The organism is Neptuniibacter sp. QD57_21 (assembly GCF_047778075.1).
Classification (GTDB): domain Bacteria; phylum Pseudomonadota; class Gammaproteobacteria; order Pseudomonadales; family Balneatricaceae; genus Neptuniibacter.
In genome coordinates, this window is sequence record NZ_CP180549.1 from 155,823 (window position 1) to 172,052 (window position 16,230).

At 45.0% G+C, this 16,230-nt stretch carries 12 protein-coding genes; 10 read left to right on the forward strand and 2 right to left on the reverse strand.

The window, feature by feature from the left end; genetic code table 11:
• Nucleotides 1-29: 29 nt before the first annotated feature.
• The 3 genes from ACMXYS_RS00680 to ACMXYS_RS00690 are packed head-to-tail and all read left to right on the forward strand — an operon-like array spanning nt 30 to nt 4,645.
• Nucleotides 30-2,009 carry a TonB-dependent receptor plug domain-containing protein gene (locus ACMXYS_RS00680; RefSeq protein ID WP_415897304.1) on the forward strand — a complete coding sequence of 660 codons (1,980 nt, stop codon included), beginning with the start codon at nt 30-32 and terminating at the stop codon, nt 2,007-2,009.
• A complete protein-coding gene (locus ACMXYS_RS00685) occupies nt 2,006-2,578 on the forward strand; it encodes a YfiR family protein (protein WP_415897305.1) in 573 nt (190 codons plus the stop codon). The genes ACMXYS_RS00680 and ACMXYS_RS00685 overlap by 4 nt, the downstream gene beginning before the upstream one ends.
• On the forward strand, nt 2,579-4,645 hold the full coding sequence (locus ACMXYS_RS00690) for an EAL domain-containing protein (RefSeq protein WP_415897306.1): 2,067 nt from the start codon (nt 2,579-2,581) through the stop codon (nt 4,643-4,645).
• 126 nt (nt 4,646-4,771) lie between these two features.
• On the opposite strand, the gene ACMXYS_RS00695 is transcribed toward ACMXYS_RS00690, so the two are convergent.
• Nucleotides 4,772-6,187, reverse strand: a complete 1,416-nt coding sequence (locus ACMXYS_RS00695) for a hypothetical protein (protein WP_415897307.1) — start codon at nt 6,185-6,187, stop codon at nt 4,772-4,774.
• Nucleotides 6,188-6,450: 263 nt separating this feature from the next.
• Between ACMXYS_RS00695 and ACMXYS_RS00700 the strand changes: the two genes are divergently transcribed.
• From ACMXYS_RS00700 to ACMXYS_RS00730, 7 genes are all read left to right on the forward strand, one after another.
• The gene (locus tag ACMXYS_RS00700) at nt 6,451-7,458 is read left to right on the forward strand and encodes an AAA family ATPase (protein WP_415897308.1); all 1,008 of its coding nucleotides are present in this window, start codon (nt 6,451-6,453) and stop codon (nt 7,456-7,458) included.
• A gap of 10 nt (nt 7,459-7,468) precedes the next feature.
• Nucleotides 7,469-8,392: a DUF58 domain-containing protein gene (locus tag ACMXYS_RS00705; RefSeq protein ID WP_415897309.1), complete on the forward strand. Its 924-nt coding sequence runs from the start codon at nt 7,469-7,471 to the stop codon at nt 8,390-8,392.
• Nucleotides 8,392-8,877, forward strand: a complete 486-nt coding sequence (locus tag ACMXYS_RS00710; protein WP_415897310.1) for a DUF4381 domain-containing protein — start codon at nt 8,392-8,394, stop codon at nt 8,875-8,877. Before ACMXYS_RS00705 ends, ACMXYS_RS00710 begins: the two co-directional genes overlap by 1 nt.
• Nucleotides 8,870-9,853: a vWA domain-containing protein gene (locus ACMXYS_RS00715; RefSeq protein WP_415897311.1), complete on the forward strand. Its 984-nt coding sequence runs from the start codon at nt 8,870-8,872 to the stop codon at nt 9,851-9,853. The genes ACMXYS_RS00710 and ACMXYS_RS00715 overlap by 8 nt, the downstream gene beginning before the upstream one ends.
• Nucleotides 9,853-11,649 carry a VWA domain-containing protein gene (locus tag ACMXYS_RS00720; protein WP_415897312.1) on the forward strand — a complete coding sequence of 599 codons (1,797 nt, stop codon included), beginning with the start codon at nt 9,853-9,855 and terminating at the stop codon, nt 11,647-11,649. Before ACMXYS_RS00715 ends, ACMXYS_RS00720 begins: the two co-directional genes overlap by 1 nt.
• The gene (locus ACMXYS_RS00725; RefSeq protein WP_415897313.1) at nt 11,643-13,364 is read left to right on the forward strand and encodes a BatD family protein; all 1,722 of its coding nucleotides are present in this window, start codon (nt 11,643-11,645) and stop codon (nt 13,362-13,364) included. The genes ACMXYS_RS00720 and ACMXYS_RS00725 overlap by 7 nt, the downstream gene beginning before the upstream one ends.
• Before the next feature lie 291 nt (nt 13,365-13,655).
• Nucleotides 13,656-15,440: a methyl-accepting chemotaxis protein gene (locus ACMXYS_RS00730; RefSeq protein ID WP_415897314.1), complete on the forward strand. Its 1,785-nt coding sequence runs from the start codon at nt 13,656-13,658 to the stop codon at nt 15,438-15,440.
• Between the two features lie 77 nt (nt 15,441-15,517).
• Here the strand turns inward: ACMXYS_RS00730 and ACMXYS_RS00735 are convergent, their stop codons facing one another.
• Complete coding sequence (locus tag ACMXYS_RS00735; protein ID WP_415897315.1) at nt 15,518-16,186, reverse strand: glutathione S-transferase family protein; 669 nt, start codon at nt 16,184-16,186, stop codon at nt 15,518-15,520.
• Nucleotides 16,187-16,230: the final 44 nt, after the last annotated feature.

Below are 16,230 nucleotides of genomic sequence, written 5' to 3' on the forward strand. Positions count from 1 at the left end.
AAAATAAAAAAAATACAGGGTAATCGGGAATGTTTAATAGTGAGACGCAATGTTGTGTAGCATTGCTTGTGTCTGCGGCTTTGTCCTATCCAGCTTATGCCGTCCCTACCGAAGAAGATTTTACGCTCCTTTCACTGAATGAATTGGTGGAATTGGAAGTGTTTACAGCAGCTTCCTTACTGCCTACACAGACCAAAAAAGCGCCAGGAACAGTTTATAGTTTTCATCGCCAAGATTTTGATTTGTTCGGAGTGCGTAGATTAGACGATCTGTTAGCTTTCGTTCCTGGACTTCAGCTTAATCAATATCGTAAGCGTCATCGCTCAGTTTGGGCCAGGGGGTTGTTAGATCGCTATAACGATAAAATGGTTTTGATGGTAGATGGCGTCCGAATTAGACATCTCTACTATGGTCATTTTTCATTAGGTGACAATCTACCTTTGGAATTGATAGAGAAAGTAGAAATTATTTTAGGTCCTGCTTCAAGTCTTTATGGGGCTAATGCATTTGGAGGGATAATTTCGATCACTACCCGCGAATTCTCAAATGCAGATCAGTTGGAACTGACGGCAGAGGTGGCGGATAACGATAGGAAAAAAGCGGGATTTCTCTATAACACTCCAGAAGTACAAATCTTTGCTAGTGCCCTTGATCAGGATGCTCCGTTTCGTGAAGACCGGAAAAGCTTTATTGGCGGTGATGTTTTACAGCCTCTAGATGAAGAATTCCAAAACCTGCACATTAAGGCTAGTCCAATGCCGGGCCTGACACTCCGCTTGATGTTGAATAAATCGGAAACTCCTTTCTTAAATATACCTACGACTCAAGATGCTTCTATTGATGAAGATTTTCTATCACTCTCTTTAGATTACCAATGGGGAGATCTACAAAGCGGGAGAGTCGAGAGCAAGCTTTACTATCAGGATGATAAGACGAGAGAAATTGAAATTGAGCAAGAAACTCGTGCCTTAGGCTATGAAGAATATCAGGATGCCACCATGGCAGGGGCTTCTTTTACCTGGCTTAAGGCTTTCGGTGATCATTCTTTAGCTGTTGGAAGTAGTTGGCAATATGAAAAAGCTAAACGCACTGATTTTGAGCGATTTTTTCACTTTAAAGATGGCTTTCTCAGTCCAACAGAGAAGGGTAATCTGCTGAATGAACCAGGGATAAGTAATAATGATTGGGCGTTATTCATTCAGGATGTATGGCAGGTAAATCCTGAGCTAGGTCTGACTTTTGGTGGTCGGTACGATCAGTTTGGTTCTTTTGGTGGATATTTTAATTACCGCGCCGCAGCAGTATACGCACCAGATGACCGTAATACTTGGAAAGCACAATACGGTACTGCAATTAGAACACCGACATTTCGTGAATACCTCAAAGTATTGGAAGGAACCAACTTCGAAGCCCCTGATGTGGAAGCTGAAGAAATCAAGTCGTTGGAGTTGGCTTATCAATATCAGTGGGACCAAGCAAATATAAGCTTGAATCTTTTCCACAATGAACTTGAAAACTACATAAGTGAAGTGCCAACACCTGATATGGCGGATGAATATTTCGCTAATGTTGATGGCACTGTTCAAATGCGTGGAGCTGAAATGCTTCTTAACATGCGACCACTAGATCAAGTGAATGTTCGTTTAGCACTGGCTTACTTAGAAACAGATTCTGAAACAATAGAGTTACCTTATCTGGCTAGTTGGAGTAGTAGCTTTAAAGTTGATTACCTATATCTGTCTAATCATCTGGTTGGTTTTAGCTTAGTTCATAGTGATGTGCGTGAAGATACAAATAACTTTGAGCGCGACAATGCTGATGAGTTTGTCATCACAAATTTGTTTGCTTCAGGGGAATGGAAAGATGGATTGAGTTATCGATTTGGGGTGGACAATTTTTTTGATAAAAAGGTTTACGACCCGGCTGCCGATTTTGGTTCTCAGCATAATAATGAGCGCAGTGAACGGGAAATATGGTTCAGCCTGAAATGGAATAAAAATCTTTTATGATATTTCGCTGGAAGCTGTTCTCTTGGTTTAATCTCTTAACCATCCTGTTCTGTTTGGCGCTGGCTACCAGTGCTTGGGCTGATCATGGCGAAAAATTAGATCGTGTGAAAGCTGCTTTTATTTTCAATATTGCTAAATTTGTGAGTTGGCCTGATTCTCATTCAAACCAAGAGCATCTCAACATTTGTTTTTATCGTACCGATTTTATTGGTAAAGGGTTCGATTCAATTGTAGGTCGAGATGTACATGGGAAAGTCGTGAAGAGTTCTACTATTCAGGATCTAACCCATGCTAAATCGTGCAGTATCTTGTTGATCAGCAACGAAGAGCTTTCTCAATATCAGCTAGATTATGCTGCCAGTGGGCCAGAAGTCGGGCTGTTAACAGTTGCAGATCTTACCACTGATGTGAAGCAAGGATTGCTTCTGCCAGGGGTATTATTAAGCCTAGTAAGGCGGGGATCTAGTATCGGATTTGAAGTCAGCCTAAAGCAGGTTCATGAGCGTAAACTCCAAATGAGTTCGCAGTTACTTAAGTTGGCAAATATTTTGGATAAGGAGGATATTTAATTGTTAATAAATAGTCGCCTAATTCAGAAAAAGTTAGCGATTTTGTTGTTCTTAAGTAGCTGTATTGTGTTGTCGGTAGCAACGATTGGCTTTGCAATAAGTGATTGGATAAATTCACGTAATGATTTAATAAATCGTATCCAGTCTCAGGCTAGCGTGATAGGAAACAACAGCGCTGCAGCTTTGCTCTTTGGGGATCACCAATCTGCTACTGATACTCTTGCCTCCCTCAGAGGAGAGGTCAATGTGGTTGCAGCTTATCTTTATGATGCTGATCAAAATGTGTTTGCTAGCTTCAAGAGAGCTGAACATGAACCTTCAGTAATATGGCAAGCAGAAAAGAGTGGTCTTGTTGACGGTTATTTTTATACCAAGCATGAAATTAGCTGGGATCAGGAGTATCTAGGTTTTGTTGTCTTGTATTCCGAAATGGAAAGTTGGAAACAACAGCAACTTAAGCGAGTTGCTGTATTAGGGTGGTTATTTCTAGCTGCTTTATTACTTGCTGTCCTTATTGCCAGTACGGCTCAACGCGTAATTACCTCTCCCATATTAAAATTGGCAAGCACTGTCAGAAATATCACTAGAACTCGTGATTATAAGTTGAGGGCAGATAAAGCTTCTCAGGATGAAATAGGTGTGTTAGCTGATGACTTTAATGAGATGTTGCATCAAATTCAGCTTCGAGATAACGAGCTTCAGCAAGCTAGGGATAATCTAGAAGATAAGGTTAATGAACGTACAGATGAACTGTATGAATTAAATAAAAGGTTGGAACATCAAGCATTTCATGACCCATTAACGGGTTTGGCTAACCGAGCAATGCTAGATGAGACCCTGCAGGGTGCGATAAATTTTGGTCAACGTCATGGACAGCAACTTTCTCTGTTTTTTCTCGATCTTGATAGATTTAAAGGTATTAATGATAGTTTAGGGCATGATATTGGGGACAAACTGCTGATCAATTTAGGTCGTAAACTAAAACAAAACTTACGCAGCAGTGATACCTTGGTCCGTTTAGGGGGGGATGAGTTTGCAGTCCTACTGCAAGATACCGCACCCGATGTGGCCGCAGAGGTGGCTCAGAAAATTATAGATACCATAAGTGAACCTGCCGAAATCAATGGTTATAGCCTTCAAGTAACAACGAGTATTGGTATAAGTGTTTATCCTGAAGATGGGACAAACGCATCTACGATTTTAAAAAATGCTGATACAGCAATGTACAGCTCTAAAGAAGCGGGTCGTAATCAGTTTAGTTTTTATGCTCGAGAGATGAATGAGCGGACCGAGCGAAGGATGTGCTTAGAGAGTAAATTGCGTAAAGCTGTGAAGGAAGGCTGCTTTGATGTTTATTATCAACCTAAGTGGGATAGTCGTTCGTTAAACCCTATTGGGCTTGAGGCGTTGATTCGTTGGTATGACCCTGATGAAGGGTTTATCTCACCAGCAGAGTTTATCCCCCTAGCGGAGGACTGTGGGTTAATTGGTCAGATCGACAACTGGGTCATGGAAACCGCATGTCGAGAGTTATTAGAGTTATATGACGGAAAACCGACCCTTTTATTGTCTGTCAATTTTTCAGCTGCGCATTTTTTGCGTCAGGGTGTGTCTGAACAGGTTAGCTCTATGTTGGCAGAAACTAAGTACCCTGCTGATAAATTAGAGCTAGAAATTACGGAAACGGTTATAGCTTCAGAAATGGACGATATTTATGATCAATTATGTGAAATTCGTGAGATCGGAGTAGAAATATCAATAGATGATTTTGGTGTGGCTTACTCGTCACTAAGCCGGTTGAAACAACTGCCACTTAACACCTTAAAGATTGATCGGTCATTTATTCAGGATATAGGTCAGGATGATGATGACGAGGTGATTGTTCGCACTATAATTGATATGGCACATAACCTGAACTTGAAGGTTGTAGCTGAAGGTGTAGAGACTGAGACACAGTATCAGTTTGTGAATAAATATGGCTGCGATGCAGTACAAGGCTTTTTATTTGCACGCCCCCATCCAATATCAGAACTAAAGGCTGCGTTGAACGGAACAAACCTCAGTTAATCAGAGGGTTTTTGGAGCTGTTATCGATCTTTTTCTGTACTCGATTTATGCTGACCGAATAAAGTCATGTTAATTGATATGAAAAGGGGAACATAGTGCTCCCCTTTGTTGTTTATCTGTTGAGGCTTAGATTTTTACGATTTCAGCTTTCTTCGCTTTGAAACCGTCATTGATTTCAGAGCCTTTCAGCGTGATTACACCTTTACCTTTTATCTTAAGGCCGGATTTCTTACCACTGTCGTTATTTGCGGTTGTGCTGTTTTCGATGAGAGCTGCAACTTTACCTGCATCTTTAGCTTCTAGCACAATGCCTTTACCGCCGTTTTTGTCGGCATGACCAGAAGAGATCAGAGCGGTGAGGTTACCGTTTTCCTCTTCCGTCATTTTGAAGCCATCATCGGTGTTACCTGATGCAGCAGATTCAATCACTGTGATCTCGATATCGCCTTCGCCTTCTTCGTCAAAGTCTAGGCCCTCATCTAGATTATTGTGGATAGTCGAAGAGTAAAGGACGGTCTTAATACTACCGTTACCTGCTTCATCGATATCAAAACCATCATCAAAATCGATACCAAACTCGTAAGCTTCAACTGAGCCGGAAGCATATAGATCGACTTCGCGTTCAAAGCATTTGTCATCAGCGGAACCGGCAATCTCAGCAGGTACTTTGTCAGCAGACATCTCGCCATCTTTAAATTCAGCTTCTACTGGGGATGGCAGAAGAGGTTGTAGAAGGTCTTTTTGGCAGTAACCACCATTGTTAGAGAAATCGACGTTGCTCACGTTAACAATCACGTCGCCATTCTGACCTTCATCCAGCTCAACACCGTCAGCGCCTACTTTGTTGAAGCGAGAGTTATGAGCGGTAAATAGTATGTTGCCTTCGTTACGTTCATCGACTCGAAGGCCGTCGCCATCTACTCGGCCATAGCCGACATTGTGGATGTTTAGGTTGTATGCATTTACTGCGATAGACGCTGGAGAACCACCGCCTTCGCCGCCTGCGCCTGCACCACAATCTTTAGCAATATCACAATCAGAGATGTGGATACCGTGATAAGCAACACCGCTAACTTCAACGTTATTGAGTGTCACGGTTAGGGTTCCAGTTTGGTTATCTCGTAGGTTAACGAAGATACCTTTACCAGCTTCGCCTGTTAGGTCACCGCGGTTTTGGATGCTAAAACCGCCAGGTCCTTCAAATTTAAGACCGCTGATATTCAGGTCCGCGCCTTGAGATATAGCCAGCAAATCGGTGTTTTTTGCAGTTTTGATGATCTGGCCGTTACCGTAGATCGCGATAGGTGCCTGACCAGTATAAGTCAGAGTGGAGTTGATCATGATATCGTCTTTGCTAGTAACAATGACGCTATCTGCTTTACCTTCAGCAACAGCGATCAGTGCTGCACGCATGGAACCTTCGCCGCTGTTATTACCATTAGTTACATGAATAGGGGCAGCGTAAGCCGTAGTTGTAAGCAAAGTTGCGCCAACAGCTAAGGCTAACGCTTTAAGAGGGTGAGAACCGTGCAGCATAGACATTGAAAATACCTTTATGGAAAGTCTTATAGATTTATGCCGCCAAAACTATCTATGCCGGGTGACGTTTAGATGACAGGTTTAAGAAGTTTTTGTGAGCGAAGCGTTACATTGAACTGTTATTGAGAATAGGAATCTGAATACTACCTTTTGTTCGGTAAAATTAGATCGAGTTGCAGAGTTGAAAACAGGGATGCTAACCGCATATAAATAGGCATCACATTCGTAACGTCATTGTGCAAAATTAATAAAAACAGGAGCTTAGAATGACAGTAGAAGCCACTGCAAATACGGCATCGAGTCAAACCTTGCAGAGTAAACTGATCGGGTTATCAGAGGCTTTAAAGCAGAAAGTCATTGGGCAGGAAGCCTTAGTTGAGCATTTGTTGATTGCATTGCTTACGGATGGCCATGTTTTACTGGAGGGCCCTCCAGGTTTGGCGAAGACGCGTACAGTTCATGCCTTAAGTGATCTGTTAGAAGGCGTGTTCCATCGTGCTCAATTTACGCCGGATCTACTGCCAAGCGATATTACCGGTACTGAGATCTACAACACACAAAAAGGCGAGTTTAGTTTCCGTCAGGGACCGCTGTTTTGTAACTTATTATTAGCGGATGAGATCAACCGTGCGCCAGCCAAAGTACAGTCTGCTTTACTAGAAGCGATGGCGGAGCGACAAGTCACGGTTGCAGGTAAAACTTATCCACTGTCTAAATTCTTTATGGTGATGGCGACGCAAAACCCGCTGGAGCAAGAGGGGACTTATCCACTACCCGAAGCTCAGCTAGACCGTTTTATGCTACATATCCGCGTTGACTACCCAGATCATAATCAAGAGAAAGAGATCCTGCGTTTAGTGCGTGACGAGCATAACTCCGAGTTAGCGGGGGAAGCCGCTCATATTGATGTTGCGCTGACCGAGCAGGAGTTATTCGCAGCTCGCTCCAGCATTATGCAGGTCTACATGGCGGATAACCTTGAGGATTATATGATCGCACTGGTGATGGCGACACGTAATCCAGAAGCTTACGGAGACGATCTGAAAGATAGTTTAGTCTTTGGCGCAAGCCCGCGTGCGAGTATCGCTTTGGATCGCGCTGTACGTGCTAAAGCTTGGTTGGCTGGACGTGATTTTGTAACGCCAGATGATATCCAAGAGATTGCTCCAAGTGTGCTAAGACATCGTATCGGCTTGAGCTATGTGGCTGAAGCGCGAGGTTTAGATAAAGATAAATTGATCGCCGAACTGATAAACCGCGTGGCGGTACCTTAGGGATCAATTTATGTTCTTAGGGGAAGCAAGCCCAAGGCCTGTGCCATCAGCACGGCACCTCATCAGTGTGGACGAACTTATTAGTTTACGGTTTTGGCCGCCTGCGCGACAGAATAGCCGTGAGCGCATGGCGATTCGTGAAGGTCATCATCTCAGTCATATTCGTGGTCGCGGTATGGAATACGATGATGTCCGTGAATATCAGCCGGGTGATGACATTCGTCATTTGGATTGGCGTTTGATGGCGCGTACAGGTGAAGCACATACCAAGCTTTATCGAGAAGAACGCGAACGCCCAGTTTTCCTGCTGTGCGATCTTCGCCACAGTATGCAGTTTGCAACTCGCGGACACTTTAAATCGGTGTTGGCTGCCTATGCCAGTGCGATGGCCCTCTGGACAACGCTGGCGAATGGCGACCGCGTAGGTGGCATGCTGCTAAGCGAGCAGCAAGAGCATTTGTTTAAGCCAAGTAATAGTCGTCAGCAATTGATGCAGATGATTACCGCACTATCTCAGGGTGTTGAGCCTACTGAGCAGACCACTGAACGATCCTTGGCACAGTCACTAGCGCGGTTAGAGTCGATCTTAAGCAGTGGCAGTATCCTCTATATTTTTAGCGATTTTCACGATGTTGATGAAGAAACCGAACTGCATTTGATGCGTCTGGCACAACGTTGTGAACTGAAGCTGGTGTTGATTTCCGATCCACTGGAACAACAACTGCCAAGTAGTGGGAAATCGTATCGTTTTAGCGGCTTAGGGCGTGAATTGTTGGTCTCTGCCAATCAGGCGCAACAGCTTAAATATCGTGGCCAGTTTCAGCAGCGATTACAGTTATTACAGAATCGGCACAACCTACGTGGCGTTGAATTTGCCCATTGGCAAACGGATCAGCATCCGCTGTTTCAGTTTGATTCCCAGGAGGTGAGCTAGTGGACTTTTCCCAGCTTCCCCTGCGTCCCATGCAGCAGCCAGAGATGATTGGCTGGTGGCCTTTGGCACCGGGCTGGTGGTTGTTAATTTTACTCAGTATCGGGCTATTTATTGCAGTGGTGTGGCTTGGCTATTACTACCTGAAGAAAATGCGGAACAACCCAAATCGTTGGGCGTTACAAGAGCTGAACTCCATTCAAGCGAAGTACCAGCAGCATCAAAATAAACGGCTTTTAGCCGAAGAGTGTAATGCACTGTTAAAACGCCTAGCGCTGACCTTGTATTCTCGCCAAGATGTCGCCGCGCTAAATGGAACCGCTTGGACTGATTTTTTAGCTAAGCAAAGCAGCTCGGATACTTTAACGGTGTTAGCAGTAGCGCCTTATCAAGCATCACCTGAGTATGATGCTGAAGCTTTGTTGAGTGCTTGTAGAGGTTGGCTAACTAATGCCAGAGGTAATGTTAGAGGACCTGCCGATGTTTGAGTTTGCTTGGTGGTGGCTCTGGTTACTTTTACCTCTGCCTTGGTTAGTAAGACGCTTTTCTAAGCCTTCAGCGGATCAGGGTGGGGCTTCACTGCATGTACCATTTCTTGACCAGATGGAACAAGCGGTAGGGCCGCAACAAGGAGTATCAACTCAGCAATCCTCTCCATGGCGACTAGTGCTGCTTTACCTTATCTGGGGGCTATTGATAGCGGCTGTAGCGAAGCCACAATGGTTAGGCGAGCCGATTCCACAGAAACTGGAAGGCCGTGATCTTATGATGGCGGTGGACCTGTCGGAAAGTATGTTGGAGCAGGACTTTGAGGTGAATGGCCGTTGGGTGAGCCGATTGGCGGCAACCCGATTAGTCGCCGGTGATTTTATCAAGCGCCGCGAAGGGGATCGTGTGGGCCTGATTCTTTTTGCAGAACAGGCTTATCAACAGGCGCCTCTGACCCATGACCGCGACACGGTTAAAACTTTGTTAGACGAAGCTCAAGTGGGTTTGGCGGGTAAAGCGACAGCAATTGGTGATGCTATCGGCTTGGCGGTAAAACGTTTCAAACAGATGGAAAGTGAACAACGCATTTTGATTCTGCTTACTGATGGTCGCAATACTGCGGGGGTGCTCAAACCTTTGCAGGCGGTGGAGTTAGCAAAATCTGAGGGGCTTAAGATTTACACGATCGGTGTTGGCGGCGGCAGCCAAGGTGGAGTTTTAGGCTCGTTCTTCGCGCAAGGTTCTGATCTGGATGAGAAGACACTCACGGCGATTGCTGAGCAAACCGGAGGGCGGTTCTTCCGTGCGTATGATCTGGATGAACTCGCAGAGATCTATGCTGAGCTAGATGAATTAGAGCCGGTTGAACAAGATTCCGAATTCTTCCGCCCTATTGATCCGCTATTCCACTGGCCGCTCTATGGCGCTTTTGTGTTGGCATTGATCCTAGCGATCAGCTTAAGAGGGCGTAACTGATGTTTTCTGATCTTCAGCTACAACAGCCACTTTGGTTGCTGATTATTCCTGCGGCGTTTGTGCTTATTTTGTGGCTGCAAAAGCGCAGAGCTGATGCCCAAGATTGGTCAGAGGTTTGTGATCCAGAACTCCTGCCGCTGTTAAAACAGCAGGGAGCACAAAAGTTAAAACGTAATTGGTTGCCGTGGAGTTTATTTGCTGCGGTGATCTTGCTAGCAATCGCGGCTACGCAACCGGTGTGGCAGAAGCAACCGCAACCGGTATTTAAGCAAAGTGATGCCTTAGTGCTTGCCTTGGATCTGTCAGCGTCGATGAATGCAACCGATCTAAAACCGAGCCGCCTGCAACGGGCTAATTTTAAGATTAAAGATCTACTCAAAAAGCTCCCAGATACAGAAATTGCACTGATTGTTTATGCCGGTGATGCCTTTGCAGTAACACCGTTAACCGAGGATAGCGATACTATATTGGCTGCTTTACCGGCGATGACCCCTGATATTATGCCGGTACAAGGAAGTCGGGCAGATCGCGCCTTAGTCTTAGCCGATCAAATGTTAGCGCAGGCCAATATTCAAGGCGGAAACATCCTATTGGTGAGTGATGAAGTCTCGCCTGCGCAAGTTGCAGCCGATGCCAGTCGTATTCGCAATCAAGGTCGTAAAATCTCTATTCTGGCCGTTGGTACGGCCGAAGGTGGGCCTGTACCTACCGAATATGGATTCTTACGAGATCAACAGGGCAATGAAGTTATTGCGACCATGAATATCGGGTTGATGACAGAAGCCGCTGGTCTAGGTGGTGGTCAGGCGCAGTTAATTAGTGTGGACGATCTGGATATCGATTATCTGATAGCTGGCCTTAAGTCTGGCGAGAATGCCGCCGTAAATGTCGATAAAGATATTGAACGTTGGGTTGCCGAAGGCCCCTGGTTTATCTTGCTGGCATTACCGTTCTTACTACCTCTATTTCGTCGCGGTTTGTTTAATCTGACGTTGCCTATTGTCGTAATAGCCTCTGCTGGCGTTTCCCAGCCAGCTAATGCAGATTGGTGGCAAGGGCTGTGGAAAACTCAAAATCAGCAAGCAGCTGAAATTTATCAACAGGGTGATAAAAGCGCTGCGGCGGAGTTGTTCACAGATCCGCGTTGGAAGCAGCTCTCGCACTATGAGAGCGGAGATTATCAACAGGCTTTAGACAGCCTGCCAGAGCCTGAAACTGTGAATGATTTTTATAACCATGCTAATTCACTGGCCAAGCTCGGGCAGCTGGAGAAAGCACTAGAAGCCTACGATAAAGCGTTAGCTGAAAGGCCTGATTTTGACGATGCTCTGCATAACCGTAAGTTGGTTGAAGAGTTGTTAAAACAGCAAGAGCAACAGCAGCAACAAGGCGGAGATCAGAACAAAGAAGACAAATCTGATCAGCAGAAAAAGGACGATAAACAGTCAGGCCAAGATTCTCAAAATGACCAGAGTAACGCTTCTGAGCAATCATTTGATCAGCAGCAAGAACAGCAACAACAGATGGATCAATCATCTTCATCCAGACAAAAAGATCAGCAACAGATGGCTGAAGAGCTCAAGGAGCAATTGGATGAAAAGCTAAAAGATGCTGAGCAGCAAGAACAGAAGCTTGATAGTACCGAACAATCTCAGCCTCTGGATGAAACCGAGCAATCTAATCAGCAGATGTTAAACCGAATTCAAGATGATCCAGCGGGTCTGTGGCGACGCAAATTTATCTATCAATATCGTCAGCGTTCCGAGCAGCCAGCAGCGGAGGATAAACTATGGTAAATGGAATTAAGTTATTTACCGCAGCAACACTTTTACTCTTTAGTCAGTTACTGATGGCTGCGATCAGCAGCGAAATTGATCGTAATCGTATCGAGCAAGGTGAATCCTTTCGCCTGATTCTTAAGATCACAGCGAATGAAGCGAACCAAGTTGATCTAGAGCCCCTACACAAGGACTTCCAGATTCTAGGGCGTAGTCATCAGTCCAGTACGACTTTCCAAAACGGTTCGCTAACAAGCACCACTAAACTGGTTTTAACCCTATTTCCTAAGCGAGCGGGCCAGTTAACTATACCTGCCTTGGAACTTGAGGGAGAGAAGAGTAAAGAACACAGCATTGAAGTTGTTGAAGTTAAGCAGCCTTCAGCTGTTGATGGTGGCGTAGAGTTCCTTTCTACCCTATCTGATAAAACCCCTATCGTTCAGCAGCCTATTATCTATCAATCTAGCTTGGTTCTGGGTCGGAAAATTTATGATGCTGGCATCCAAGAACCCCAAGTGACCGAGGGTAAGGCTTTAATTGAAGCCTTGGGTGAACAGCGTCAGTACGAGCAAGAACTTAATGGCCGTCGTATGCTTGTGATCGAGCAGGCATGGCTGATTACGCCACAACAAAGTGGCACTCTAAAAATCCAAGGGGCGCGTTTGAGCGGCCAAGTTCCAGATGGTCGACCAGATCCTTTTAGAGGCTTTAATACGAGAGCTGTGCGCAGAATCTTTGTGCCTGCAGAGGATTATGAAGTTCAGGTTCAGCCGATTCCTGCAGAGTTTACTGGCGAGCATTGGCTATCAGCGAAAGAGATCAATTTGGGTAGTGATTTTGACCGAGCTATCGACAGTTGGAAGCAAGGTGAGCCGGTCACAAGAACGTTGATCTTAGAGGCCACAGGCGTAAAAAAAGAGCAGTTACCTGAATTGGTATTACCGGAAGTACCAGGCCTAAAGCAATACGCAACCAAACCGCAAATCGAGCAGTACTACGTCGATGGTGAACTTACCCTAAGTCTTAAGCTTGAGGTCACTGTGATCCCTGAACGCGGTGGCAAAGTCACGTTACCCGAAATACAGCTTCCTTGGTGGAACACTGAGGCTAAGAAACAGGAAGCAGCGAGCATCCCTGCTATCAATATTGATGTTGAGGCGGATGCAACAGCCTTGGCTCCTAGCCCTCCGCCGCAGGTACAACAGCCGTTATCCACAACGCTATCAACGCAAGCGCCTCAGATCGTCGAAAATAGCCCTGTGGATAATATAAATAGCCAACAGGTTGTTGTGAACGAGAGTGAAGTATCACCTTGGTTAACTTTAGTTGTGGGTATCTTAATTGGGGTTATCTTATCCACAGTGGCATTTTTGCTATGGCGAAGACAGCAGCCACGACAGGTTATACAGGAAGAACCTAAAGCGGATAATTCGGCGCCAAGTTTTAAAAAGCTAAAAGCGGCTTGTTTAGCAAATAACGCCCAAGAAGCGAGAACAGAATTGATCATTTGGGCACGCCATCAATATGCAGGATGTAATCATCTGAATGACCTATCCGATAGAGTCAGCCCAGAGTTCAAACACGAGATCGAATTCCTCAATCGTAGCTGCTTTGCTAGTGATAACTTCTCATGGGATGGTAAAGGACTGTTGAAACAGGTTGAGGCTGAGAACAACCGTGAAAATCGGCTCGCGGCAGGGGAAGCTGGGTTAGAGCCACTGTATATGAGCTAAATCGGCTCGTTGTTCTACTTTGTTACCCAAAGCGGGCTTTTGCCCGCCCTTCTTTATTGATTACAACTTATTGATTTTCAATTGGTCCTGAACAGTTTTCGTGCTGTACCCAGCGTCTCATTGATATGACCGAAAAATGGCTCGGGGTATTCTTAGTATTCTGTATTTCCTGTGCTATACCTAAATAGGATTTCTTAAGGAACTTACCCAAAAATGGATTTTGTCACTTCTTGAATAACCACATTTATCCGTCAGATGTAGCTTATTTGCATAGATAATTTTGGTACGACTATGGAGTTGCGAAATCTTGCAAGGATGAATCAAGAGGTTTTAGTCACCATGCTAAATCAAATGTCGGTTTCCAAAAAAATCGCTCTGCTCGCTATTTCTTTACTCTCCCTTTTATTAATGACCTCAGGTCTAGCGATCGTATCTATGGATCAGATAGGCAAAGAACTCGATAGTATTGCTCACAAAGATATCCCCCTGATCGAGAAGATGACCAAAATAACGGAATACCAGCTTGAGCAAACTATTCATTTTGAACGTGCAGTTCATTTCGGAACGGTTGGGTTGTTGAAGAACGAGAGTGGTCAAAGCAGTGGTAGCTATCAGGACAGCTTTTCAAAGGAACAAGACAAGTTTATTGAATTTGGCCTCAAAGTAGATAAACACATTGGATCTACCAAAAAGCAGCTCTCGGCGATTATCGACTTGTCCCAGACCAAGAGTGGTGGGCTGATTCCAAAAGTCTACGCCAGTGAGCTGGATGAGTTCGCAATGCTAGCCGAGCAGTTAAAAGCGATTGAGAAAGAACATGAAGAGTTCCAACATTATGGCCTAGCTGCTATGAAAGCGATTAAGAACAGAGAGTTTGATCGTTCAGAAGCACTGGCGGTTCAAGTTGAAGAGGCTGCTGATCAGTTAACTAAACATCTTGAAGAACTATTGGCTGAGATAGAAAGGTTCACTCTTGAAGCCTCCGAGACAGCTTTGGCCCATGAGAAGTCTGCTTTAACCAACATAGTGGTAACGCTGATAGCAGCTTTAGCCATTGGGATCTCGTTGAGTATTCTGATCACGCGCAATATCACCAGTCGACTTAAATTATCCGTGGAAGGCATGAAGCATATCGCGGATGGGGATCTAACCCATGATGTTAAGAGCACAGGTGTCGATGAGATCTCGCAAATGTTGGAGTCTCAGGAGATGACCCGCCAAGAACTACAGAAATCGATTGGGCAAATCGTTGAAATCAGTAGCCAGCTTTCCGCGACCTCAGAGGAAGTTGCCACAGCGATGTCAGAAAGCAGTTGTCATGTGCAAAACCAACAAACTCAGACCGATACCTTATCTGCTTCTATGCAGCAGATGAGCGCTACATCAAATGAGATGGCGCATAACATTAATGAGGTAAATGATTCGGTTAATAGGGCCGATGGCGAGCTACAGGAGAGTAACCATATCTTAATCGGCACGGTTGAGAGTATTACTGAGTTATCGAATCAGCTGCAAAACTCAGCGGATACGGTGAAAGATCTAGATAGCAGCACTGTAGAGATCAGTACTGTATTGCAGGTGATTTCGGATATTGCAGAACAAACTAATCTTTTGGCACTAAACGCAGCTATTGAAGCGGCTAGGGCAGGTGATCAAGGGCGAGGCTTTGCGGTTGTGGCTGACGAAGTAAGGCAACTGGCTTCTCGCACGCAAAACTCTACAGCTGAAATATCTGAGATTATTAAACGACTGCAAGATGGGTCAACACGCGTAGTGAACTCTATGCAGCAAACCCAAAAGAAAGCGATTTCATTGGTTGAAGGGGCTGAAAAATCAACGGATTCCCTATCGAAAGTGGTCGATCAATTAAGCCATATCAACAATATGATGAGTCAAATAGCGACCGCTGCTGAAGAGCAAAGTCTGGTAAGTGAAGATTCCACCCGCACTGTGACCGATATTAACGACCTAGGGTACCAGAACGCTGCCAGTGTTGAGGAAACCTCTCAGGCCAGTTTAGATCTAGCCAGAATGGCGGAAGGGCTGAATCAAACGGTGAGTGCTTTCAGGGTGTAAAGGGAAAGAGCCTAAAGCACGAAATAAACAGAGGCTAATCTTTTATCGATAATCCTCTGTTCTGAATTTACCGGAGCTTAGTAATTCTGCGGGAACAAAGCGCGTTTCGCTTCTTCGTCCATTTCAGATTTAAATTGGATATCACCGCTGATACTTCTGGCTTTGGCGACTGCTGGGCGGGCATCTACCGTTTTGAACCAGCGTGATAGGTTAGGGAATTTCTCAAGCTCGTTCTCACCTAAAACTGGTAGCACGCGGTCAATCCAGCCCCAAGCAGCAATATCTGCAATGGTGTACGCCTCACCCGTGATATAGGTATTGCTAGCCAATTGATCATCCAGCACTTGATAGTGGCGGGCTGCTTCACGGCGATAACGATTGATTGCATAAGGTAGGTTCTCAGGTGCAGCGCGCTGGAAATGTACCGCTTGACCCGAATAAGGCCCAAGGCCTGATGCGATAAACATCAACCAAGAGAGTAAGTTTGCCTTATCTTCGGCATTCCCCAGAAAAAGATTATGTTTTTCGGCGAGGTAGAGAAGGATTGCTGTGGAATCAAAGACCTTTGTACCTTCATCATCAATGGCAGGTACTTTTCTATTTGGATTGATTGCCGCGTATTCCGGACTGTGTTGTTCTCCTTTTAAAGTATCCACAGGGACTAATTCATACTCTAGTCCAGCTTCTTCAAGAAAAAGAGCGACCTTCATTGGATTAGGGGTAGGGTGAAAATAGAATTTAAGCATAAGTTTTTTAACCTGTTGAGTTAACGTAAATTGAGATGGCTTGT

Bases quoted from the DNA above. Each gene is read 5' to 3' on its own strand.
- ACMXYS_RS00680 (WP_415897304.1), top strand. From the start codon at position 30: ATGTTTAATAGTGAGACGCAATGTTGTGTAGCATTGCTTGTGTCTGCG.
- ACMXYS_RS00720 (WP_415897312.1), top strand. From the start codon at position 9,853: ATGTTTTCTGATCTTCAGCTACAACAGCCACTTTGGTTGCTGATTATT.
- ACMXYS_RS00725 (WP_415897313.1), top strand. From the start codon at position 11,643: ATGGTAAATGGAATTAAGTTATTTACCGCAGCAACACTTTTACTCTTT.
- ACMXYS_RS00715 (WP_415897311.1), top strand. From the start codon at position 8,870: ATGTTTGAGTTTGCTTGGTGGTGGCTCTGGTTACTTTTACCTCTGCCT.
- ACMXYS_RS00730 (WP_415897314.1), top strand. From the start codon at position 13,656: ATGGAGTTGCGAAATCTTGCAAGGATGAATCAAGAGGTTTTAGTCACC.
- ACMXYS_RS00700 (WP_415897308.1), top strand. From the start codon at position 6,451: ATGACAGTAGAAGCCACTGCAAATACGGCATCGAGTCAAACCTTGCAG.
- ACMXYS_RS00705 (WP_415897309.1), top strand. From the start codon at position 7,469: ATGTTCTTAGGGGAAGCAAGCCCAAGGCCTGTGCCATCAGCACGGCAC.
- ACMXYS_RS00685 (WP_415897305.1), top strand. From the start codon at position 2,006: ATGATATTTCGCTGGAAGCTGTTCTCTTGGTTTAATCTCTTAACCATC.
- ACMXYS_RS00735 (WP_415897315.1), bottom strand. From the start codon at position 16,186: ATGCTTAAATTCTATTTTCACCCTACCCCTAATCCAATGAAGGTCGCT.
- ACMXYS_RS00695 (WP_415897307.1), bottom strand. From the start codon at position 6,187: ATGTCTATGCTGCACGGTTCTCACCCTCTTAAAGCGTTAGCCTTAGCT.